A 22,820-nucleotide genomic window follows, 5' to 3' on the forward strand; every position below is an offset into this window, starting at 1 on the left:
TCAATGAATTAAAAACAGACCTTATAATTACAAGGCCTGTTGCAAACTCCCTTTATTTTGTAGTAAGTACATATTGTAGTAAAGTCCTTGTTCACTAAGCAATTCTTGATGTGTTCCTCTTTCTATGATTTCCCCTTCATGCATAACAAATATTTGATCCGCATCTTGGATTGTAGACAATCTGTGTGCAATCGCTATCGTTGTTCTACCTTTTCGCATTTGTTGCAATGCCGTTTGGATCGCCTCCTCTGTTTCTGTATCAATATTTGCCGTCGCTTCATCTAACACTAATACTTTCGGATTAGTTGCTATCGTTCTAGCAAAAGCAATTAATTGCCTTTGACCACTAGAAAACGCAGCTCCTCTTTCGACTACTTCTGTATCATATTTCTCTGGTAATTTTTCAATAAACGTATTCGCTTGCACAAATCGCGCGGCTTCTTCTATCTCTTCATCCGTTATCTCTTCATTATACATACGAATGTTTTGCTTTACATTTCCAGCAAATAAAAATGCATCTTGCAGCACAAGACCAATTTTCTTTCGAATTTCTTGTTCTTCAAACTTCTCTAAACCCACTCCGTCTATTACAATATTACCTGATTTAATATTGTAAAATCTCATTAATAAATTCATAATTGTACTCTTACCACTACCAGTGTGTCCAACGAAAGCAACCGTTTGCCCTGGCTTTACGTGAAAAGATACATTTTTTAAAACGTCACGCTTTCCATCATATGAAAAAGTAACATCTTTAAACTGAATTTCTCCGTTAACTACTCGTGGATTTTCACTCCCCATTTGAACAGGAGCTAAATCTTTATCGTCCATTAAATGAAATACACGCGATGATGAAACGAGCGCTTGTTGGAAGAAAGATAGTTTCATCATCATCTCATTTACCGGCTGGAAGAAACGATGAATATAGTTAACGAAAGCATATAAAACCCCTACTTCAACAGGACTCTTTAAAGCGTCAATTCCAAATAAACCAAGAACTAACGCAATTGCTACAATATGAACAAGATCTGTTGCTGGACGTAAAAGTAATGCATCTAATTTCAATGTACGACGTCCAGCACTATAATGCTTGTTGTTCACTTCTTCAAACTCTTTTCTCATCCGCTTTTCTTGCCGGAACACTTGAACAATATTCATCCCTTGAATGGACTCATTTAACTTTGCATTTAATACACTCAGTTGATTACGTACCTCTAAATAAAAAGCTGCACTTTTCCGTCGATACAGCACCATAATCGCAAACATAATTGGAATTAATATGAGAGAGAATAGCGCTAATTTTACATCTAGTAAAAACATCGCTACTAAAATCCCCACTAAAAAGACTACATTTTTCACGAATGTTGATAGTACACTAACATAAAAATCCTTAATCGCTTCCGTATCATTCGTTATACGAGATACAAGTGTACCAATCGGCGTACGATCAAAGAAACTTAATGACAATTTTTGAACATGGTCATACACTTCAACTCGCATATCTTGAACAATCTTAAAAGCGATATTTTGAAAGTACAATAAGTCTAAATACGTAAATAATACTTTTAATAAGTGAGCAATAATATACACTACAAATAGAGTTACAAGTGCTGATTGTTCAAAGTTACGTGGTACTAAGTGTTCATCAAGAAATTGTTTAATTAAAAAAGGACCCATCATTTCAGTTACAGTTGCACCAACTAGAAATAAAAATGCTAATGCTAATAACCCTTTATATGGTCTCATATAAGAAAGCAATCTCCTTAAATCACTCCGCTTTTTCTCAGCCATCATACGCCTCCTTTCTCTACCAACGCCTCTAACTGCTGGCTTTCATACATTTCTTTATACCAACCATTTTCGTTCATTAGTTGTTCATGTGTTCCTCGCTGCATAACCTTACCTTCATCAATAACAAGAATAAGATTTGCATGCTGAATCGCACTTAAACGGTGCGCAGTAATAATCGTCGTTTTTTCTGCTCTTTCTCGTTTCAATGCAGTTAATATAGTTTCTTCTGTTTTTGCATCTACAGCTGATAAACAATCATCTAAAATTAAAATTTCAGCATCCGTTAATAACGCACGTGCAATTGAAATCCGCTGTTTTTGGCCTCCTGATAGCGAAACCCCTCTTTCACCTACTACCGTGTCATATCCTTCCGAAAATTGAATAATATCATTATGAATACAAGCAATCTCAGCAGCCCTGCTAATTTCTTTATATGTAGCATCGGCCTTTCCAAAAGCAATGTTCTCCCCAATACTCGCTGAAAATAAAAAATGATCTTGCGGTACGTATGAAATTGCAGAGCGTACACCGTGAAGTGTTAAATCTCGAATATCCCGCTCACCAACTTTTAATTCACCATTAAAGTGGTCATACTCGCGAATTAAACATTTTAATAACGTCGTCTTCCCTGCACCGGTACGCCCGACAATTCCTAACGTTTCACCTTTTCTTAAATTAAAGTAAATATCTTTTAAGTTTAATAGTTCATTCTTTTTATAAGAAAACGAATCAACAGCAAACGAGACATCACCACTTGCTATAGCATGTATAGCATTTTCCTTATTCACTACATCCGAAGTTTGTGAAAGTATTTTCTCCACACGATCATACGAAGCACGTCCACGCTCCATAATATTAAATAGCCATCCAAAAGCTAACATTGGCCATACAAGAGTCCCTAAGTATGTTGTAAATGTTACCAATTCCCCTACAGTTAATTCACCCCGTACGACTAATAATGATCCGTAACAAATTGCGATTAAAAATGAAAATCCGACAATTAAGGAAATCGTTGGATCGAATAACGAGTCAATACGTGCAACTAACATATTTTTATGTACGACATCTTCCGATTTTTTCCGAAACGCTTGTAAATCCTCTTTCTCTTGTCCAAGTGAGCGAATTACCTTCATCCCACTCATACTTTCTTGTACTTTATCATTGATTTCAGAAAACGATTGCTGCGCTTTATGAAATCTTCTATGCAATAAAGTTCCATAATAATTTGTAGAAATAGCTACAATTGGCATCGGAATTAAACTTAATAACGTTAACTTCCAGCTAATTGTAAACCCCATCGCTACGAGTACACATCCTCCAACAGCTAATGAATCAACGAGTGTTAACACACCTGACCCAGCAGTTTGCTGAATCGCCTGAATATCATTTGTCGCATGTGCCATCAAATCGCCCGTACGACGTGATTGATAAAAGGATGGGCTCATCTTTGTAAAATGTTCATATAAATTCTTTCGCAATTGACGAGCTAGTTTTAAAGAAGATCCAAAAATCATAATACGCCATAAGTAACGTAATATATACATCGTCATTCCTACAACTACTAATAGAATAACCCAGTTCAACAATTTTTCAGACGTTAATGTTCCATTATTAATTTCATCTACTACAATTCCTAGTACCCTTGGCGCTACAAGTTCAAGAAGCGCGACACCAAATAACATAATAATTCCAATTATGTACGCTCGTTTTTCTTGTTTAAAAAACCAAGCTAAATTAAAAAATACTTTCATATTTATCCTCCTCCCTTAAAATGAGCGATATTTTCAGTTTATCAAAAATACAGAATTTTTAAAAGTTTTAAATATCTTTTATATCCAAAAGAAAAGGGCACTCGGTAAGAGTGCCCTTTGGCGCTTATTTTGTTTGTTGCTTATTCATCGCGCTCATCATTTGATTGATTTTCTTTTGGGAAGGTTTTTGTCCCATTTGCATCATCATCATTTTTAACATTTGTTCGTTAATTGGTGGATTTTTTTGTAAGTAATTCATCATATATTTGCGGGCAATGAAAAATCCTAACGCCACGCCTGCTACTAGTGCTACTACGCCCACTAGAATACCTAACCACATTGGCATATCTTTTCCTCCTTCATGTTGTCTACCTTACAGTGTACTAAAACCTTTTCAATAAGACAAGATACTATTCGACATTTTTTACACATATGTTCGTACTTGTTTGAGAGGATTTAACCATCCGTACTTTTTATTTTCATAATCCATCGCTAAAAATGTTAACTCACACTTTCTAAGCACCTCAAAGAAAGTTGTTTCCATGGATACATTTCCAGAAGTATTCATTCGAATATATTGTGGTTTCACCATTATTTCGCCATATTCGGCTCCTGTATAGAGCGTATGAGTATGATGTGTTCTTTCATATTTGCCAAGAACATGCAAAGCTTGTTCTAATTTATGATGAAGTTTCATTACTTGTAATGGCATCGTAATATACGTCATTTGTTTATATAATACTTTCTTCTCCGAAAGGGACCCAGATTCTGAAAATCGAGCAAATAAATCAAAAAACAAATATTCACGACCAAAGTAAGCTTTCGCAATATCCTCTTGAATTAAATACAATTCATACGTTTTCATTTTTTCCCTCCCGATCTGGACAACCTTTTCCCTACATTATATAAGAAAAAATTTGCAATGATTGTCTGACTACGGAGAGAGAAAAAACTTTTCCTGTCGAAAAAACTCAATTACATAGAAAAATCTCCCCATGCTGGAGAGATTTTTCTAAAATCATTAAAGCATTTCTTTTACTTTGCGAACAACGTTCTCTACAGTAAATCCATACTCTTCCATAATCTTCTCACCAGGAGCAGAAGCACCGAATGTGTCGATACCTAGTACATCTCCATCAAGACCTACGTAACGGTGCCATCCGAATGTAGCACCCATTTCAATTGCGAAACGTTTCGTTACTGCTTTTGGTAGTACAAATTCTTTGTACTCAGCAGTTTGAGCTTCAAAGCGATCCATAGATGGCATGCTAACAACAGCTGCATCAACGCCGTCTGCTGCTAAAGCTTTTTGCGCTTCGATTGCTAAGCTTACTTCAGATCCAGTTGCAAGTAGGATTACATCAGCCGTTTCTTTCTTGCTTGCAGAAACTACATATGCACCTTTTGCTACTTTTTCATAAGTATCGTCTTTTGCACCTTCTAATGTCGGAAGATCTTGACGAGTTAACACTAATGCAGTTGGTGTTTTTGTAGATTCTAAAGCTAATCTCCAAGCTGCAACAGATTCGTTACCGTCAGCTGGACGAATAACAGAAACGTTTGGCATTGCACGAAGTGCTGCTAATTGTTCAACCGGCTCATGCGTTGGACCATCTTCACCAACAGCGATACTGTCGTGTGTGAATACATACGTTACAGGCAATTGCATTAATGCTGCAAGACGAATTGCTGGACGTAAGTAGTCAGAGAATACGAAGAACGTACCACCGTAAGTTTTTAAACCGCCATGTAGTGCAATACCGTTCATTGCTGCACCCATCGCAAACTCACGAACACCGTACCAAATGTTTTTACCGCTGTAATCAGCTCTTGTGAAGTCTTTTTCGTTATTCATGTATGTTTTGTTAGAACCAGCAAGGTCAGCTGATCCACCAAAGAATGATGGTACAGACTCTGCAATAGCATTAATTACAGCACCTGAAGAATTACGTGTTGCTGCTTTTGATCCTAATTCATAAGTTGGTAAGCTTTGTTCCCAACCTTCTGGAAGAAGACCATTCATTGCTGCTTGCAGCTCGTTTGCTAATTCTGGATATGCTTGTGCATATTCACCGAGCATCGTGTTCCATGCAGCTTGTGCAGTCTCACCAGCATCTTGTACCGTTTTACGGAAGTTGTCATATACTTCTTCTGCTACATGGAAATCTTGTTCAGCAGTCCAAGCATATGCTTCTTTCGTTAATTTTGTTTCGTCTACACCAAGTGGAGAACCGTGTGAAGCTGATTTTCCTGATTTGTTTGGAGAACCGAAACCAATTGTCGTTCTTACTTCAATTAGCGTTGGGCGTTTTTCGTCAGCTTTCGCTTCTTCAATTGCTTTTGCAATTGCTTCAATATCGTTTCCATCCTCAACACGGATTACTTGCCAGCCGTATGCTTTGTAACGATCTTCTACACTTTCAGAGAATGAGCGATTTAAATCGCCATCTAATGAAATATCGTTTGAATCGTAAAGCACAACAAGACGACCTAATTGTAAATGAGCAGCTAATGAAGATGCTTCAGCAGAAACGCCTTCCATTAAATCGCCATCACCACAAATAGCGTATGTATGATGATCTACTACATTGTACGCATCACGGTTATACTTTGCTGCTAAATGTCTTTCAGCCATCGCCATACCAACAGCTGTTGCAATACCTTGTCCAAGTGGACCAGTTGTTGCGTCTATACCTGCTGTGTGACCATACTCAGGATGTCCTGGAGTTTTGCTTCCCCATTGACGGAAGTTCTTTAAGTCATCCATTGTTAAGTCATAACCAGATAGATGAAGTAGGCTGTATAGTAACATTGAACCATGACCTGCAGATAATACGAAACGATCGCGGTTAAACCACGTTGGGTTATTTGGATTGTGTTTCATAAATTGAGTCCATAATGTATAAGCCATTGGTGCTGCACCCATTGGCATTCCTGGGTGACCAGAGTTTGCTTTTTCAATCGCATCAATGGATAATGTGCGAATCGTGTTGATAGAAAGTTGTTCGATTGAATGTGACATGCTATTCTTCCCTTCGCGTATGTTAGTAAACGTTTTATACATTTATATGATAGCTTCCCACGCAAGATTATACAACATGTATCGACAAATATGTTGATGTTTTTTTGATTTTTTATAAAAAAACCAATGTTTCCGGTAATGTATGGGTATTCAATATGACATACTTTTTTATTGTTTTTATTTTAAAAATAAAGGGAATTATCTGTATATTTATACAAATATATGAACTTCTTCTATACCAACTTTTTTGATAAACACTAAAAAAATACAAAAAAAGCATCTAACTTCGATGCTTTTAAAATTCGTTAAATAATCCGTTTTCGAATCGAACTTGAAATAAAATCAATTATAATTACCATTAAAATGATGCCTAATAAAATAATTCCCACGCGGGACCAATTCCGTGAACTCAGTGCAAAAATTAATGGAGTACCAATACCACCTGCTCCAATAACACCTAAAATCGCAGCGGATCGTACATTAATTTCGAATCTGTATAACGTATACGATAGAAAATCCGGTAACACTTGTGGTAATACTGCATACCAAAGTATTTGAAACCGATTTGCACCTGTTGCGATTAACGCTTCCGTCGGTCCCTTGTCTATATTCTCAATTCCTTCCGAATATAGTTTCCCTAACATTCCGATAGAGTGTAATCCTAAAGCTAGAACTCCGGCGAAAGAGCCTGGACCGACAGCTTTTATAAATAAAAGGGCCATAACTAATTCAGGAAATGTACGAACAAAACTAAGTACAAATTTCCCAGTTACTGAAGTTAATTTTCCACTACTCATATTCGTTGCCGCCCAAAAAGCAAATGGAACAGATAAAAAGGCAGAAATAAATGTACCTAATATCGCAATTGCCAATGTATCAATTAAACCATGTAACAAATCTTCACCATCTGGTAAAGATACATAGGACCAATCTGGGTTCAGTACGCCTGTCATAATTGCTTTTGTAATTTCTCCCGCTGTATCCTTTATTCCCTCTAGCGGGACTCCTGAAAAGGCCCATACATATATAACTGTAAGTGCTATAAAAATAATCCAGCGATATACACTCGGTTTCTTCGGTTTCGGTACGATTATCGTCGTTTTACTCATTATAATTTCTCCCGCAACAATGTACTTACATAATCAATTAGCAATACAACAACAAGAGTATAAATAATAATAGAAGCAGTTTGTTGATATTGTAAAAATCCAAGTGTACGATCGTAATATAATCCAATACCACCCGCTCCTACTAAGCCTAGAACAGCTGCTGCACGCACATTCACCTCAAATGTATAAAGGACATAGGAGACAAAGTGCGCTTTTACTTGCGGAATTACCCCATAAACAATCCATTGCACCTTATTTGCTCCTACCGCTGTCATTGCTTCTAATGGACCTGGGTCAATTGATTCAATTGACTCATACAACAATTTCGCCACGAGTCCAATCGAGAAAAAAGTAAGCGCCAAAATACCTGGAAGTGGTCCTATTCCAAAAATAGCTACGAAAATTGCCGCTAATAATAAATCTGGTATTGTCCGGATAAAATTTAAAATCAATCGAGCTGGACTGTACAAAAATGCGCTAGTAAACACATTACTTGCCGCAAATAGTGCAATTGGAATAGCTAAAATCGCTCCTAAAGTCGTCCCAATAATTGCCATGCGTATTGTATCTAACATTGCTGTTGTAATAACTTGAAAATAGCTCCAATCTGGCGGCACCATCTCTTTCAGCAAATCCATCATATTAGGAAAACCAACTACTAGTTTTGCAAATGATGCGTCGACCTGCACACTACTTCCCCACAAAAGTAAAATAACTAGAATAGCCGTTAACATATGTTTCAATTTACTCGGCGGCTTCGGTATCGATTTCGAATATATCGTCACGTCATTCATTTAGCTGCCACCTCTAATAATTCGCTTTTCTGAGCTACGTCCCCATAAATTTCAGCAAATTTTTCATCCGTTGCCTCTTCTACTGAACCATCAAAAACAATTTCACCTGCATGTAATCCAATAATGCGTGTAGCGTATTGCCTAGCTAAATCAATAGAATGTAAGTTTACAATTGTCGTAATTCCAAAATCTTCATTAATTTTTTTCAAATCATCTAGCACTTGCTTTGTTGTCAACGGATCTAACGATGCAACAGGTTCATCTGCCAATATGATTTTCGCTTCTTGCGCCAACGCTCTAGCAATCGATACACGTTGCTGTTGTCCTCCTGATAATTCATCAGCCCTCGCATATGCTTTTTCTAAAATATTCACTCTTTTTAACGATTGAAATGCAAGCTCCAAATCCTCTTTTGGAAATAGACCTAACGTTGTACGCAGTGTCGAATGATACCCAACACGTCCAGCTAATACATTCTTCAATACCGTTGACCGCTTTACAAGGTTAAAGCTTTGAAAAATCATACCAATATCTCGACGCATACGTCGTAACCCTTTTCCTTTTGCAGCAGTAATAGACTCACCTTCTATTATGATTTCACCTTCCGTAATCTCATGAAGGCGATTTACCGATCTGAGAAGTGTAGACTTTCCAGCCCCGGATAACCCTACCATTACAACAAACTCACCTTTTTGAATTTTCAAATTTATATTATTCAATCCTTTTGTACCATTCGGATACACTTTGGAGACATTTCGAAACTCTATCACACATCTTACCTACCTTCTATGTATTCAAAACGGCAAACTAACTGAAACTACACCCCTTCCAGTTAGCTGCCATTTTCATATGTATTATTGCGTTTTTACTTTCTTTCCGTATTCACGAACGATATCAAATTTACTATCATCAGATTTAACGTATCCTTCATGTGAGTATACTTCTTTAATGATTTTGTGCCCTTCCTCATTCTTTCCTATTTCAATGAAAGCATCCTGTAATTTCTTGCTCCACTCTGCATCTAAATCAGAACGTACAGAAATCGTATCGTTTGGAATTTCCTCCGTAAATTTCACTATTTTCGTTTGATCGAATATATTAGGATAATCTTTTTTTACAATATTACGAGCATCTTGGAATACAACAGCTGCATCTACATCACCATTTAAAAGCGCAATAAGTGACTGATCATGACCTTTTAATGTAACAGGTTTCACATCTTTCAACGGATCAATTCCCTCTTTTAACAATACAGCCGCAGGCCATACATACCCCGCTGACGATGTTACATCCTGATAACCAATTTTTTTACCTTTTAAATCTTTTACACTGTTAATATTAGAATCTTTCTTAACAACAAACTCAGATTTATAAAAGTCTACTAAATCTTTTGTAGGAGCTCCTGTCTCATCATCTACACCAAAACGTTGTGCCTGTAAAATTACATTTGCAGCCTTTTTCTCATGCGCTAACACATACGCTGTTGGAGGTAAAAAGCCTACATCTACTTGCTTAGATGCCATCGCTTCTACAATTGTATTGTAATTCGTTGAAATACTAACTTTTACCGGCATATTTAATTTATCACTTAATAGCTTTTCCAACGGTTTTGCCTTCGCCTCTAACGTATCTGCATTTTGAGAAGGAACAAATTGAACATTTAAAGTCTTCGGTACATAACCTTTTTTCGTATCTTCATTTTTACTTGCACTTGATTCCTTCGTTCCACAGCCACTTAATAATCCCGCTGCTAGTACAACTGTTGTACTCATTACAAAAACTTTTTTCAACATATTAATGCCCCCATTTTTGTTGTTATAAAATAACCTTCCGTAAACATGAAGAAATATATCACACATTTTCACGAATAATTCTCTATTTACAGAATCTTTACACATTCTATACATTCACATTAAAATTCCCTTCATATATTTGATATGCTTAATTAGTAGATAACAATAGAAAAGGTGAATGATATTGAATCAAAATCAAATTGTAACTTTAAACATCTTATTAACAAGCGATATACATGGTACTGTTTATCCAATTCACTACCAAGATAACTCCCAAGCAGACATTGGTTTAGCTAAGATTTCCACTCTTATAAAAAAAGAACGTTCTCAAAACACAAACGTTCTTTTAATTGATAACGGGGACTTCATTCAAGGAACACCATTTACTTATCATTACGCTACATACGAAAAAGATATGGAAAACCCAATGTCCTTATTAGCCAACTACTTAGAGTATGACATTGCAATTATCGGAAATCATGAATTTAATTATGGAATGGATATATTAAATAATGCTGTGGCTACTGCAAATTTCCCTTATCTATCAGCAAACATTTTAGATAAAAACAGAAAAGAACCTTATTTCGGGAAACCATATATAACAAAACATATTGAATCAAATATAAAAATTGCTATTTTAGGGGTGACAACGCATTACATCCCCCATTGGGAACAAGCACATCATATTAAAGATTTACAATTTGAAGATGCATTTGAAACAACAAAAAAATGGGTTTCTTACATCCGTAAACATGAAAAACCAGATTTACTAGTCGTAGCCTATCACGGGGGATTTGAACGCGATTTACAAACCGGGGTACCGACTGAAGTTTTAACAGGTGAAAACCAAGGATATGCAATGTGCCATGAAATTGAAGGCATAGATATTTTACTAACAGGCCACCAACACCGAGAAATCGCTCACACCGTGATTAATGGTGTAACAATTTTACAGACCGGATGCAATGGACACTCAGCTGGAAAAGTAACAGTAACATTCGAAAAAGCAGAACAAAAATGGGTGAAAAAAGAGAGTTATTCAGAGTTATTGCCCGTACAAGGAATTGCGGCAGACCAAGATGTTCTTTCCTTGGTTGCCAATTATGAAGAGAAAACACAAAATTGGCTTGATAAACCTATTGGACTAATCTATGGGGACATGCAAATTTCAGATGCTATGCAAACTCGTTTGCAAGACCATCCTTTTATTGAATTCATAAATAAAATACAGATGGATATAGCTAATGTTTCAATTTCTTGCACAAGTTTGTTCCATAATACATCTCCAGGTTTCCCGAAACATGTAACAATGCGTGACATCGTTTCTAATTATATTTATCCAAATACATTAAAAGTAATTAGAATAACCGGAGCGGATATAAAAGATGCTCTCGAACTCTCTGCTTCTTATTTCACATTAAAAGCAGATGGATCCATCATCGTAACCCCTACCTACATAGAACCAAAGCCGCAACACTATAATTACGATATGTGGGAAGGGATTTCGTACGTATTAAACATTTCAAAACCAATTGGTGAGAGAGTAGAATCTTTACAGTATAAAGGCGCTCCCCTTAATATAAATGAAGAATATGACGTTGTTATGAATAATTATCGCGCAAGTGGCGGAGGGAACTTCTTTATGTTTCAAAATAAGCTAGTAGTAAAAGACATACCAACAGATATGTCTGAACTTATCGCTAACTATATATTGAAGCACAAAAGGATAGAAGCAACAGTCAATCACAACTGGAAAGTTATTAAATAACGAATTTAACAAATAAAAAAAGATGGGCTATGCCCATCTTTTAATTTAATTTTGCATTCTCTTGCTTTTTTAAAGCTTTTAATTTCGCCGGTGTAACATCCGTTCCTTCTTCGTTAACGACTTTAATTCCTTTTAATTCGTTTAACATATTTTGACGAAATCCTTTTAAATATTGTTCACGTAGCGATTGGCGCTCACGTTGTTCTTCTTCAGTTAAGCCTTCAGCTTTTGCTTTTTTCGCTAAGAAGTTAATGCGTTCAATGAGTTCTTGACTTGGCATCTCGAATCCCCCTTCTACTCAAAACTGATTATTATCATACAATAGTTAGTCCTCTTTATCAAGCAATTGCTTTGTATATTCTACATACCTTCGATGTACAGTTGCTTTTGAAACATCATGACCAAAACCACGAAGTGTTGCTGCAATTTCTTCAAAAGTTAATTCATTCCGGCGCAAACGTACAATTTCCTCAATTGGCACTTCTTTTTTCTCACGTCCTACGCTTAAATGACGATTTTTCAAATTATTCTCTGGACGAAATCCTTTCTCCACTGCTCTTTGCATGCCACGTTTAATTTTTAAATTGTGGATCTTTCTTTGATACTCTTCAACGATCCCAATTATATTTAGCACCATCGAATCAGAATCTGAAAGCTGTAATTCACCACTATGCGTGTGCGTATAAACTTTTATCCCCTCTTTATGTAAACAATGCATTAATGCAATCTTTGCATTTCCTCTACCAAGACGCGTTTCATCTTGTATAAGTAGTACATCAACTTGTTCATCTCGAATTGTATCTAGCACTTCTAATATGCCATCACGTTCAATTGTATAACCGCTAGCCTGCTCCTCAATTACCTTTGTAACATCCATTTGATAGCGCTCAGCTAAATGCAATAATTCATCTTTTTGACGCAATAATGATGTTTCCTGTTCTTCTTTTGTTGTGCTCACACGTGCATAAATAATTGCATTCATTTTGAACCCTTCTTTCTCACTATATCTTCCTTATAGTGTATCATAAATTTGCCTTTCGTTCGAACTTATGTTTGTAGAATGTTTTTTCGCATGTTATACTTAATAATAAGAAAAATGAAAGAAAACGAGGTGTTAGAAAACATGGAAAAGTTAACGAAACGCCAGCAAGACATTCTCGACTTTATTAAGTTAAAAGTACAAGAAAAAGGATATCCACCTTCCGTACGTGAAATCGGTCAAGCAGTCGGCCTTGCTTCTAGTTCTACAGTGCACGGACATTTATCACGACTAGAAGAAAAAGGATATATTCGACGCGACCCAACAAAACCACGCGCAATTGAAATTTTAGGTGACAACCGAATAGAAACACAGTCAGTAATTCAAGTTCCAATCGTCGGAAAAGTTACTGCCGGTTTACCGATTACAGCAGTCGAAAGTGTAGAAGATCACTTCCCACTTCCAGCAAGTATCGTTGCTGGAGCAGATCAAGTGTTTATGTTACGCATTTCTGGAGATAGCATGATTGAAGCTGGTATCTTTGATGGTGATTTAGTTGTTGTTCGCCAACAACAGTCTGCAAACAACGGTGAAATTGTAGTTGCTTTAACAGAAGATAACGAAGCAACTGTTAAACGTTTCTATAAAGAAAAAGATTATTTCCGTCTACAACCGGAAAACTCTTCACTAGAACCTATTATTTTAAAACAAGTGTCAGTTATCGGAAAAGTAATTGGCGTATATCGTGATTTACATTAAAAATAATAAAAAGAAGATAATTCCCTTATTTATATAGGTAATTATCTTCTTTTTATATTTTGATAGATTTCCGTTCATTCAAAAGAATGCGTTTCATTAATTATTAACGTGTTTCAATAGTAACATCTCCAGCAGCGGTTTTACCGCTAATCTTTTTACTACCATTACCAATCGTTATATTTTTATTGTCTTCATTAAAAATTGTCACGTCTCCAGCAGCGGTTTGCCCAGTTATAACTGCATCTTGTGGTTTTTCCAATAAAGTAATATCTACATCTCCAGCAGTTGAACTTGCCTCTAAATCATATTTAGAATCATGATCAATAATATCTATATCCCCACTAGCCGTTTTTGCTGTTACTTTCCCTATTACTTTTTTAAAATTCACCTCACCAGCTTTTGTAGACCCCTCCACACTCTTTGCTGTTACATGTTTCAAATCCACTTCTCCGGCGAGTGTTTCAACACTTACGCGGTCACTTTTCACATTACTTATTTCTATTTGTCCAGCGGATGAATTTACTTTTATCTCTTGATAAGAACGTTCTGGTACTAATATAGTCAATATAGGCGTTTGAAATCCGAAATTGTAAAATGAAAAATGAAATGAAACACCTTTTTCTATTTCCCCTATGACTTTTAATGTGTCACCATCTTCAGCAATACGAATCTCCTGTTTACTTACGTCTCCTGTTTGCTTTACATAAAAAGAGGAATCAGGAGATTCTTGGACAACAATATCTCCAGCATCTAACTTAACTTCCACATTTTTTAGCGTTTCGTTTTTAATAACTTCTTCCTTATTTCCTTTCTCTACAGTTTCTACTGCTTTCTTATATGTTTGTGAAATCCCTATTACTCCAATAATGATACAAGCGATAGCTACTAATAATATTTTTTTCATCATCTACTCCCCTTTTATCATTTTGAAGTTCCATACTACATAGCGTACACATAATCTTTTAAACCACTTCGTACTATAATAAGCTACAATACATAACAACAAACCTACTCCAACAAACGTTATACTAACGAAAAGATCCAACCATATAAAAGTACCCATAAATACTTTTACAATAACGAAAAATGGTGTCACTACACTAGCAATACCACCGACCCAAAAGGAAAATATAAAAGCTATAATTGCAATTAATGGGCCTAACACAATAATAAAATTAAACAAACTAAGTCCAACCGCTGCCAGGACAGCTCTTGTTACATTCGAAGTCGATGGATCTTTTTTCATCTCATCAAAGCGATACAAAGCAAGCAAGTCTTTCGCAATTACTTTCGGAGAACCAAGCCCCTTTATTATTTCTGATTCAGTTTTCCCCTCTTCCATCCCAAACTGAAAGTGCTCTTCATAATCAAATAAAATATCTTGTCGCTCTTCTTCTGGTAACTTTCTAAGATGACTTGATAATTCTTTAAGAAACTGTTCTTTACTCATCCCATTCCACCCCTTCAATAATTTCTTGAACACCTCTAGCAAAATCACGCCACTCTGTTACTAATAACGTAAGTTGCGTCTCCCCTTGCTCTGTTAGTTGATAATATTTACGGGGCGGTCCTTCCGTGGATTCTTTTAAATATGTTTGAAAATATTCCTCTTTCGTTAAACGACGTAATAGCGGATATACAGAACCTTCCGATATTAAAAATTTATTTGAAATTTGCTGAACAAGTTCATAACCATAACAATCCTTACGTTTTACAAGCGCCAATACACACAGTTCTAACACACCTTTTTTAAACTGAACGTTCAAGGACAATCCCCCTTTCTTATTTCAGTACTGTTCAATACACGGTACCTATTATATCCATAATATACCATTAAGTACTGTTTATTGCAAGGTACTAAATTATATTTATTCCCTAAATTTACAAAACACAAATATAAAAGCCCGAATAAGATCTGCTGTAACTGACCATTATCCGGGCTATCATTCAACTCGAATTACAATAATACAAAATTTCATTCAATCTTTCTCCCCTAAGAACCAACTTCCATTTGTGAGCCCAATAAATTTCGAAACACACCTTTTCTCTCCTTAGCCAATTGATTAAATTCACCTTTTTGAACAATTTCACCTTTTCCTAAAACAATAACTTGATCTGCATTACGGATCGTAGATAAACGATGCGCAATAACAATAATAGTCATCGTTCCTTTCAATCTTTCTATTGCTGATTGAATCTTCACCTCATTTTCAGTATCTAATGCACTCGTAGCTTCATCTAATACTAAAATGGACGGTTGTCTTAAAATAGCTCGAGCTAGTACAAGTCGTTGACGTTCACCACCTGAAAGCCTCACTCCACGATCTCCAATAAGAGTATCAAGCCCTTTTGGAAGCATTCGTACAAATTCAGCTGCCGCCGCAAAATCTAATGCAGCCCAAATCTGTTCTTCACTCGCATTCGGATCAATCATCAATAAATTTTCTCTTATGCTTGCATTAAATAAGAAAGGATCTTGTGGCACATAACTAATAGCCCGTCTCAATGACAATAAATTTTCACTTGTAAGAGGAGTTCCATCTATTAATACTTGACCTTTCTCTGGTTGAATCAATCCCATTAAAACATCGATTAATGTACTCTTCCCAGCTCCCGAATGTCCCACAATAGCCGTCATACTATTGATTGGTATTTTTACATTTATATTTTGAAGTGCATACAAATGCTCCTTCTTATTATACCGAAAATAAATATCCTTACATTCAATACCCTGTTCTATACAAATCGGCTTTATATTTTTTTGCTGATATATATCCTGCATTTCAATCGCTTCAATACATTCCCCTTGTAATTCCCATAATGACTTAAAAGCAGGAATGCTTGCAGCAAGCTGTTCTAAATTTGACTGAATTGTCATAAATCGTGGCCATATCCTCGAAAAGATAAGTATGATTAATAGTAATTGGGCCGGTTGAGCTTTAAATATACTTACTGATAATAATATAAAAAATGCAATTAAAATAGCCATTGAAACTTTATAAAACAATTGAGAGTTCGATCTTATTCTCATATACTCCATTTGTTCGTTACTCATCTTTCCTGTTATAGATTGTAACCAATCTAAACGTGATGCTTCCAAAGTATTACTCTTTATATCTTTAATTCCATTAAAATGATCTGTTATACCAGAAAGATAGCCTTGTGCCAATTTTGAGGTCTTACCGCCTAGTATTCGTGCTTTTTTTATAAAAACACGAGAAGCTACCAAGAATAATAAGCCAAAGACCAAAACAAATATAGTTATTTGGGGTGATAATAAAAACGCAATCCCCACCTGTATGAATGTAAACAGAATAGCAGCTAACAATTGTAAAATTAAATTAACCCCATAACTTACGCGAGCTAATTCTGTAGTTAATATATTTATTAGATTTGTTTTCCTTTTCTCTAAAAAAAAACTCCACTTCGCTTTTAGAATCATACTATATGTTTCTATTCTTAATTCTCGTACAAAAGCTTGTTGCGTTCTCGCATCCCTTAGCGTTATGTTTCTTTGTAGTAGATTTTGACCTAACACTATTAGTATATATATACCTAAAATAGAAATTAGACTTGTTGTTTTAGGGAAATCCTGTAAAAATCTATAGACAGGTGCAATAAAAGCAGTCTCCTCACCTACATTGATTATTCCAGTCATACTTATCATAGGAATTAATAAAATAATACCTATCCCTTCAAGTAAACTTATTAAAACCATACCAAACAAATTCACATACAGAATTTTCCCTGCAGAAGAATATAATTTCTTCATAAAATATATAATATGATTCATCGATGTTCCCCCTATAACAAAGCAAGCTCCTTTGTTTTCCTCCAAAGACACAGAAACGGACGTAAAGGAAAATATAAAAAATGAAGAGATTTAGGTAACGGTAATGTTTTTGCATCAATTGGATAAGGATAAAGTTGGCTCAAAATAAATATAATTTTTTGCTGATTAGACATCAGTGAAAATAAATGTCTACTATGATAAGCAAGTACTTCTTCAGGAACAGGTTCAGAATGCAAGTTTATCATTTTCTTGAAATAAAACAGTGCTTCTTGTGCTAGCTGCTTCGAATGTTTTTTAGCTACTAATTCCGTCATTCTTTCATTTAGTCGTGTACCTAGCAATTGTGATGCCAAAATTAATGCTTGTCCTCCCAAATGAAGTATTTGGTATTTTCTCATTAATTTATGAATCTCATTCCAGTTAAGATCTTGATTGACAATTTTTTTTATGTCTACTAACCAACGTAACCTGGACCAACCATGTCTGGCACCATGAGATACAAGAAATAAAAATAAGTCTTCCTTTCCTAACATATATACCGAATTACTCGTAAGTGTACTTTTTCTCTTTCGCTTCCAAAGCTCTTCAAACCCAGGTTCCTTACCCGGTCCGGGATTTAACCTCCAATGAATTTCAATTTTGATCCGCCTTGTTGGATGGAAAAATGTTATATGGTGATGCCTCCATTTCCAATCACTTAATATCGTTTGAATATAATCATCTTTCACATATCCTTGCTCTAAAAGTAGTTTTTCTACTTTTTCTAAATTTTGAATAGGAATGAGAACGTCCAAATCGCAGGATGTTCGCAAAGAAATATCTCCATATAAGTCCTGAGATAGTACAGGCCCTTTTAGAAACATCGTACGAATCTCATTTTCATTAAAAAGTTTATTTATTCGTTCCATTTCAGCACTTAAATAAAGCATTTGAAATGTATTATTTTTATATTTTCTATTTAAAGTTTGTACAACATGTGAAGGAATTCGTTCCTCATCTACCTGTTTAAGTTTTTGATAAATCACCGGATAAACACGATGATGCATAGCTTGCTCAAGAAAAACCTCCCAATCAATATCTGCAAACCATTCACTACTGTAAGTTTGCAGTGTTTCGTCATCTTGTAACTTCAAAATTGCAAAAAGAAATTTCAATTCCTTAGACATGAACTCTACATCAAGATCAAAATCATTCCTCATTTTATTCTCCTTTAATAGTGTCCTCACTTAACCTCTTTGCAAATGATCCAACGACAGTAAACTTCTCCATCCCCTCTGATCCAGTAACATAAAAAGAACCGCTACGTAACCATGCATGCGCAATTAATTCTCCATTATTATCCTTAGCAGTTCCTAAATAAAGTGTACTCTCAATATGACGTTTTTCGAGCATTTTCATCCCAGCTATAGCTTTAACAAGGCACTGACTTTCCCAAAAAGTATAACGACTCATAACAGAAATAGCTTCGGACACCTTATTTAGTGTATCCCAGTTTGGCTGAATGTGAGTAAATGATGTTTCGTTCATGTAATCTCCTAAAGAAGGTGCAACTTTGGAAAAGGTAATACTTTTTAATACACGCGCCCACCCTAAAAAAATAAAAGCCTCTAAAAATAAAAGCTTTGTTTCCGTGTTCAGTGATAAAAATACCCTTAACCTTTTCACAATATTCATTAATCCCTCCCTAACAATTCTCTTAAAGTTATGAATCTACTTATTAGGGTGGTCTTTTATTTGAATTAAACCTTCTTGAAACAAACACTCTAAAAAGGAAAGAACTTGCTCTTCACAATCTTTTCGTTCAATATCATAGTTAGATACTAACATAGTAACAAGCTGATTAATTATTATCGGCTTCTCAATAAGCTCCCATATTTCTCCGCCTATTTCTCCTAAGTTATAGTAATTTCCTTTTTGGACATTTAACATAACTTTTTCTCCATCCATATCGCTTACTATATTACCCTTACTTTGGACAACGTTATGTTCTAATGATATTTCTCTCGAGTGGACAACCACCAACCATACTCCCTTTCTGTATAGTATTTAAAATAACTTGCACTAGCTCATAAGCTGTAAATCTTGAAGTCGGGCGACTTACTTGAAACATTTCCATTCCACTTGCAATATTAGTTGAAGTTTCAAAATGCCATTCCATCAATCCTAATTTAGAAATCAAAGAACTCCTAAAAGTATGACGGTATAATTTATACAAGCGTGCGAGCCCTTCTATACGGGTCATCTCAATATCTTCTCCCTGTGTTTTTACTAATTCAATAACACCAGCAAGAGGTAATGGATCAGGAAAGAATTGAGAATTCACAGGAACAGCATACTTCGTTTCTCTTTCAAATAAAGGGCTAAATTGCGCTACTTCCATTCCTAACTCATTTATGCTCTCTTGCCATAATTTTTGTTGTGCGTAAGAAGGATGAACTATTGCAGTATTTTTATTCAAAAGAGACACAGCAACTACATCATCACTTAAAAGCTGATATCCTTTATTCAAAAAAGCCGAGGCTAACGTTGATTTTCCAGCTCCTGAATCACCAATCAATGCATATGCTTTTCCATCGATGGCAATTACACTCCCATGCAATGGGAGTGTTTTACGTTGCATTAAAAGCGCCCCCATACAAGTTCCCAGAATATATAGGCGAATTTTATCTTCTTCTGCGTCTGCCATAGGTGAAAAGGTGATTTTCTCGCCGGCTTGTATAGAAAATATTGCAGTTTGAGGAACATGAAACATAACTACATCATCCTCCACTACAATTGTTTTTTTCTTTTCTGCGCTATATTTACGCCACTGTTCTGACAAATCCGTTATTTCAACTTGAACATCTGCCATCTCTTTTTTTTCATTCAGCTGAGACAATTCGGGTAATGGAATTTCACTTACTATTTTTAACCCGAAGGCTTGATATAACACATTCCCCATAGAATCAAACATCCTATCCCCCACATTGTCAATTTTTTGAAAGCTCTTATATAATAAAGCTATATAAGAGCTTTATTTTTCCAATGACTTAACTGTACTTCACTGGGTCATCTGGGTCAGGTTGAACAGCATCTGGATATTTATGCCCAGGCCCAGCCATAGTCATATTAATATTAAGTACTTCTAATACAGGTTGTTTCCATTCCTTTTTCATACGTATCACCTCCTTTCATATTGCTTTTTTTATAAATCGATAGAAGATTAAGCTGCGCATTAAAACTCTAAAATCTAAATCAAATGCATATTCTGGTCGAGGTTCTTTACAAATTTTTGAGATAGCTTTCTTAATTACCTCTACATTTAGAAATTCAGAGATTACTGGATCTACACTAAGTTCTTCAACTTCCTCAATAAATTCATTCCAAAAAGGAGCCATACGGTAAACACCATCTGCACCTTGAATACCTCGAACCCGTTGATTCAATCGTACTTTATCAGGAAGGAAGTTCTTTGTGGCTCTCCGAATCAGGGCTCGATCTAAACCATTTTGAACATACTGTTCTTCTGGGACTGACAAACAAAATTGAATCAATCGTAAGTCATTTGTGGGATCACGATCCCATAAGGCATAACGTAATGATAATTTCGTTTCATACGTGCCATTTATGCTCCAATAATATGGTTTTTCAAACTGTTCTCTTTTCATGTCATATGCATTAGAAATAGAGGTGCCTGTTATATCTATTTCTTGTTCTCTAAGTCTGTCAAAAACATTCATTTCCCTTGCAAATTCCGGATTAATTATTGCGGAATTTGCATCTTGTTTTCCTGAAAAAAGTAACTGGTGCAAAAATGGAAATGCCTTTCGTCTTACCACTTCAAAAACACGTGATTTTTTTACTCCTATATTTCTACTATATAAATATAGTTCACGATAAAAACGAATCCAATGTAGCTTTTTCAATAACATTGCCTGGTAATCTAACATAGGCCCCCACGATACTGTCCAATTACCTCTTTGACCACTAAGAAGTACTCCTATTCCATGCTGAGATGCTTTTTCATAAACTCCACTCAACCAAAAAGTATTCTCAAAAAATTTATATGGCATCTCCATTGTTTCCAGCCAATCATCAATTTCCGATAGTGGGCTTCTCTCTGGCAATTCTAAATAATAATCCTGTATATTCCCTACATGCTCTACAGTGGATTGAATAAATGGCCTTTCATCAGCCATTCTACCTTTGTGTGTCCAATCTTCAAATCCTGTTACAGGGACATAACTAAACGTATGTAACTTTTTATTTTCAGCACGTAAATCCTTTGCAGCGAAGCTAACGACAGACCCTGAGTCTAGCCCTCCGCTCAAATGAGCTCCTACTTGGTGATGTGTTCGTAAACGTGCCTTCACTGCACTTTGATACACCTCTCGAAACGCCTCTTCATACTCTTCATTTGATTTTAAATTAAGCATTTTCCCAACAGTTGGTGTATAGTATCGTGAAAACTTCACTTCGCCTTCCTTTACCAAAATAGTGTGTGATGGAGGCACTTGTTCTATATATTTGTAAACTGTTAACTGTGGATCTACCGATTCGAAATTTACAGGTATAGCTAAAAATTCAGCAATCCACTGCTCATTCAATTTTTTATCAACATATGGTAGAGTAAATAACGGATTTATAATAGTGCAAAAAGCAAACTTTTCCTCACCACGATAAAAATAAAGTGTCCGGCTTCCCGAAAAATCTCTAGCTCCAAAAAGAATTTGTTTTTTCTCATCCCAAATCATAAAGGCAAAATCGCCTACCAAATATTTTGGAGCCGCTTCCCCCCATTTCTGATAAGAGAGTAAAATCAACTCACTATCTGTCATGTTTTTTCTATCTGCATAATCCACTTGTAATTTTTCAAATAACTCATTACGATTATCAATAATAGCATCTGCTGTAATTGCCAGTTGCTTTTCGTAATTATAAAAGGGTAATTGTTCACCAACAGATTCTGGTGTGATCCACTGTGCGTGACATCCTAGAAAAACATTTTCTTTATGCCATATTTGAATATCATCAGCAGGGTACTTTTGTAAATAACTCATTAACTGTGTGCCATGCTGAATCGATATAGTTTCTTCATTAAAATGAATAATACCTGTTATAGCACTCATTTTCCCCACCCCTTATACAACAAGTTACCACAACGGTTCTTTTTTATTTAACACAACTTTTCTCTCACGATTTAATTCTTTTTAAAGAACAAAATATACATTTCAACTCACAATCAATCACACACTCCGATTCGCCTATAACCCTAGGTATAT

23 protein-coding genes are annotated in these 22,820 nt (G+C 35.6%); 2 read left to right on the forward strand and 21 right to left on the reverse strand.

Annotated features, from left to right (window positions below; translation table 11 throughout):
• Positions 1-27: 27 nt before the first annotated feature.
• The 9 genes from NSQ47_RS11735 to NSQ47_RS11775 all read right to left on the reverse strand — a co-directional run bounded on the left by NSQ47_RS11735 (position 28) and on the right by NSQ47_RS11775 (position 10,260).
• On the reverse strand, positions 28-1,791 hold the full coding sequence (locus NSQ47_RS11735; RefSeq protein WP_070139814.1) for an ABC transporter ATP-binding protein: 1,764 nt from the start codon (positions 1,789-1,791) through the stop codon (positions 28-30).
• Complete coding sequence (locus NSQ47_RS11740) at positions 1,791-3,542, reverse strand: ABC transporter transmembrane domain-containing protein (RefSeq protein ID WP_341036990.1); 1,752 nt, start codon at positions 3,540-3,542, stop codon at positions 1,791-1,793. The genes NSQ47_RS11735 and NSQ47_RS11740 overlap by 1 nt, the downstream gene beginning before the upstream one ends.
• A gap of 124 nt (positions 3,543-3,666) precedes the next feature.
• Positions 3,667-3,888, reverse strand: coding sequence for a YneF family protein (locus NSQ47_RS11745; RefSeq protein ID WP_001132292.1), 222 nt, complete (start codon positions 3,886-3,888; stop codon positions 3,667-3,669).
• A 78-nt stretch (positions 3,889-3,966) separates the two neighbouring features.
• On the reverse strand, positions 3,967-4,407 hold the full coding sequence (gene sirA / locus NSQ47_RS11750; protein ID WP_002160871.1) for a sporulation inhibitor of replication protein SirA: 441 nt from the start codon (positions 4,405-4,407) through the stop codon (positions 3,967-3,969).
• A gap of 156 nt (positions 4,408-4,563) precedes the next feature.
• On the reverse strand, positions 4,564-6,564 hold the full coding sequence (gene tkt / locus NSQ47_RS11755; protein WP_341036991.1) for a transketolase: 2,001 nt from the start codon (positions 6,562-6,564) through the stop codon (positions 4,564-4,566).
• Positions 6,565-6,869: 305 nt separating this feature from the next.
• Complete coding sequence (gene phnE / locus NSQ47_RS11760; protein ID WP_002160869.1) at positions 6,870-7,673, reverse strand: phosphonate ABC transporter, permease protein PhnE; 804 nt, start codon at positions 7,671-7,673, stop codon at positions 6,870-6,872.
• Positions 7,673-8,467, reverse strand: coding sequence for a phosphonate ABC transporter, permease protein PhnE (phnE, locus tag NSQ47_RS11765; protein ID WP_002160868.1), 795 nt, complete (start codon positions 8,465-8,467; stop codon positions 7,673-7,675). Before phnE (NSQ47_RS11765) ends, phnE (NSQ47_RS11760) begins: the two co-directional genes overlap by 1 nt.
• Positions 8,464-9,237 carry a phosphonate ABC transporter ATP-binding protein gene (phnC, locus tag NSQ47_RS11770; protein ID WP_016100236.1) on the reverse strand — a complete coding sequence of 258 codons (774 nt, stop codon included), beginning with the start codon at positions 9,235-9,237 and terminating at the stop codon, positions 8,464-8,466. The genes phnE (NSQ47_RS11765) and phnC overlap by 4 nt, the downstream gene beginning before the upstream one ends.
• A gap of 84 nt (positions 9,238-9,321) precedes the next feature.
• Entirely contained in the window at positions 9,322-10,260 is a 939-nt protein-coding gene (locus NSQ47_RS11775; protein WP_033710861.1) for a phosphate/phosphite/phosphonate ABC transporter substrate-binding protein, read from the reverse strand.
• A gap of 184 nt (positions 10,261-10,444) precedes the next feature.
• On the opposite strand from NSQ47_RS11775, the gene NSQ47_RS11780 reads away from it, so the two are divergent.
• Complete coding sequence (locus NSQ47_RS11780) at positions 10,445-12,028, forward strand: bifunctional metallophosphatase/5'-nucleotidase (RefSeq protein ID WP_341036992.1); 1,584 nt, start codon at positions 10,445-10,447, stop codon at positions 12,026-12,028.
• Between the two features lie 40 nt (positions 12,029-12,068).
• Here NSQ47_RS11780 and NSQ47_RS11785 read toward each other — a convergent pair whose 3' ends face one another.
• Together NSQ47_RS11785 and NSQ47_RS11790 are read right to left on the reverse strand one after the other, a co-directional pair.
• Entirely contained in the window at positions 12,069-12,308 is a 240-nt protein-coding gene (locus NSQ47_RS11785; protein WP_002111213.1) for a DUF896 domain-containing protein, read from the reverse strand.
• A 45-nt stretch (positions 12,309-12,353) separates the two neighbouring features.
• Positions 12,354-13,010, reverse strand: coding sequence for a YneB family resolvase-like protein (locus NSQ47_RS11790; protein ID WP_002128580.1), 657 nt, complete (start codon positions 13,008-13,010; stop codon positions 12,354-12,356).
• Positions 13,011-13,151: 141 nt separating this feature from the next.
• Between NSQ47_RS11790 and lexA the strand changes: the two genes are divergently transcribed.
• Complete coding sequence (lexA, locus tag NSQ47_RS11795; protein ID WP_002111215.1) at positions 13,152-13,766, forward strand: transcriptional repressor LexA; 615 nt, start codon at positions 13,152-13,154, stop codon at positions 13,764-13,766.
• A 103-nt stretch (positions 13,767-13,869) separates the two neighbouring features.
• On the opposite strand, the gene NSQ47_RS11800 is transcribed toward lexA, so the two are convergent.
• From NSQ47_RS11800 to NSQ47_RS11845, 10 genes are all read right to left on the reverse strand, one after another.
• Complete coding sequence (locus NSQ47_RS11800; protein ID WP_341036993.1) at positions 13,870-14,673, reverse strand: DUF4097 family beta strand repeat-containing protein; 804 nt, start codon at positions 14,671-14,673, stop codon at positions 13,870-13,872.
• Positions 14,674-15,216 carry a DUF1700 domain-containing protein gene (locus NSQ47_RS11805; RefSeq protein WP_002111217.1) on the reverse strand — a complete coding sequence of 181 codons (543 nt, stop codon included), beginning with the start codon at positions 15,214-15,216 and terminating at the stop codon, positions 14,674-14,676.
• The gene (locus NSQ47_RS11810) at positions 15,209-15,532 is read right to left on the reverse strand and encodes a PadR family transcriptional regulator (protein WP_286097397.1); all 324 of its coding nucleotides are present in this window, start codon (positions 15,530-15,532) and stop codon (positions 15,209-15,211) included. Before NSQ47_RS11810 ends, NSQ47_RS11805 begins: the two co-directional genes overlap by 8 nt.
• 227 nt (positions 15,533-15,759) lie before the next feature.
• Positions 15,760-17,559 (reverse strand): ABC transporter ATP-binding protein, encoded by a 1,800-nt coding sequence (locus NSQ47_RS11815; protein ID WP_341036994.1) that lies wholly within the window; start codon positions 17,557-17,559, stop codon positions 15,760-15,762.
• Positions 17,560-17,570: 11 nt separating this feature from the next.
• Entirely contained in the window at positions 17,571-18,758 is a 1,188-nt protein-coding gene (locus tag NSQ47_RS11820; protein WP_131230856.1) for a nucleotidyltransferase domain-containing protein, read from the reverse strand.
• A 1-nt stretch (position 18,759) separates the two neighbouring features.
• On the reverse strand, positions 18,760-19,233 hold the full coding sequence (locus NSQ47_RS11825) for a lasso peptide biosynthesis B2 protein (protein ID WP_131230854.1): 474 nt from the start codon (positions 19,231-19,233) through the stop codon (positions 18,760-18,762).
• 36 nt (positions 19,234-19,269) lie between these two features.
• Positions 19,270-19,578, reverse strand: a complete 309-nt coding sequence (locus tag NSQ47_RS11830; protein ID WP_002146238.1) for a lasso peptide biosynthesis PqqD family chaperone — start codon at positions 19,576-19,578, stop codon at positions 19,270-19,272.
• Positions 19,541-20,512, reverse strand: a complete 972-nt coding sequence (locus tag NSQ47_RS11835) for an aldolase (protein ID WP_341036996.1) — start codon at positions 20,510-20,512, stop codon at positions 19,541-19,543. Before NSQ47_RS11835 ends, NSQ47_RS11830 begins: the two co-directional genes overlap by 38 nt.
• Positions 20,513-20,588: 76 nt before the next feature.
• Positions 20,589-20,714 carry a paeninodin family lasso peptide gene (locus tag NSQ47_RS11840; protein WP_000712621.1) on the reverse strand — a complete coding sequence of 42 codons (126 nt, stop codon included), beginning with the start codon at positions 20,712-20,714 and terminating at the stop codon, positions 20,589-20,591.
• A 15-nt stretch (positions 20,715-20,729) separates the two neighbouring features.
• Positions 20,730-22,667, reverse strand: coding sequence for a lasso peptide isopeptide bond-forming cyclase (locus tag NSQ47_RS11845; RefSeq protein WP_341036998.1), 1,938 nt, complete (start codon positions 22,665-22,667; stop codon positions 20,730-20,732).
• Between the last annotated feature and the right edge of the window lie 153 nt (positions 22,668-22,820).

This window comes from Bacillus sp. FSL R10-2780, from assembly GCF_038006125.1.
Lineage (GTDB): Bacteria > Bacillota > Bacilli > Bacillales > Bacillaceae_G > Bacillus_A > Bacillus_A cereus_U.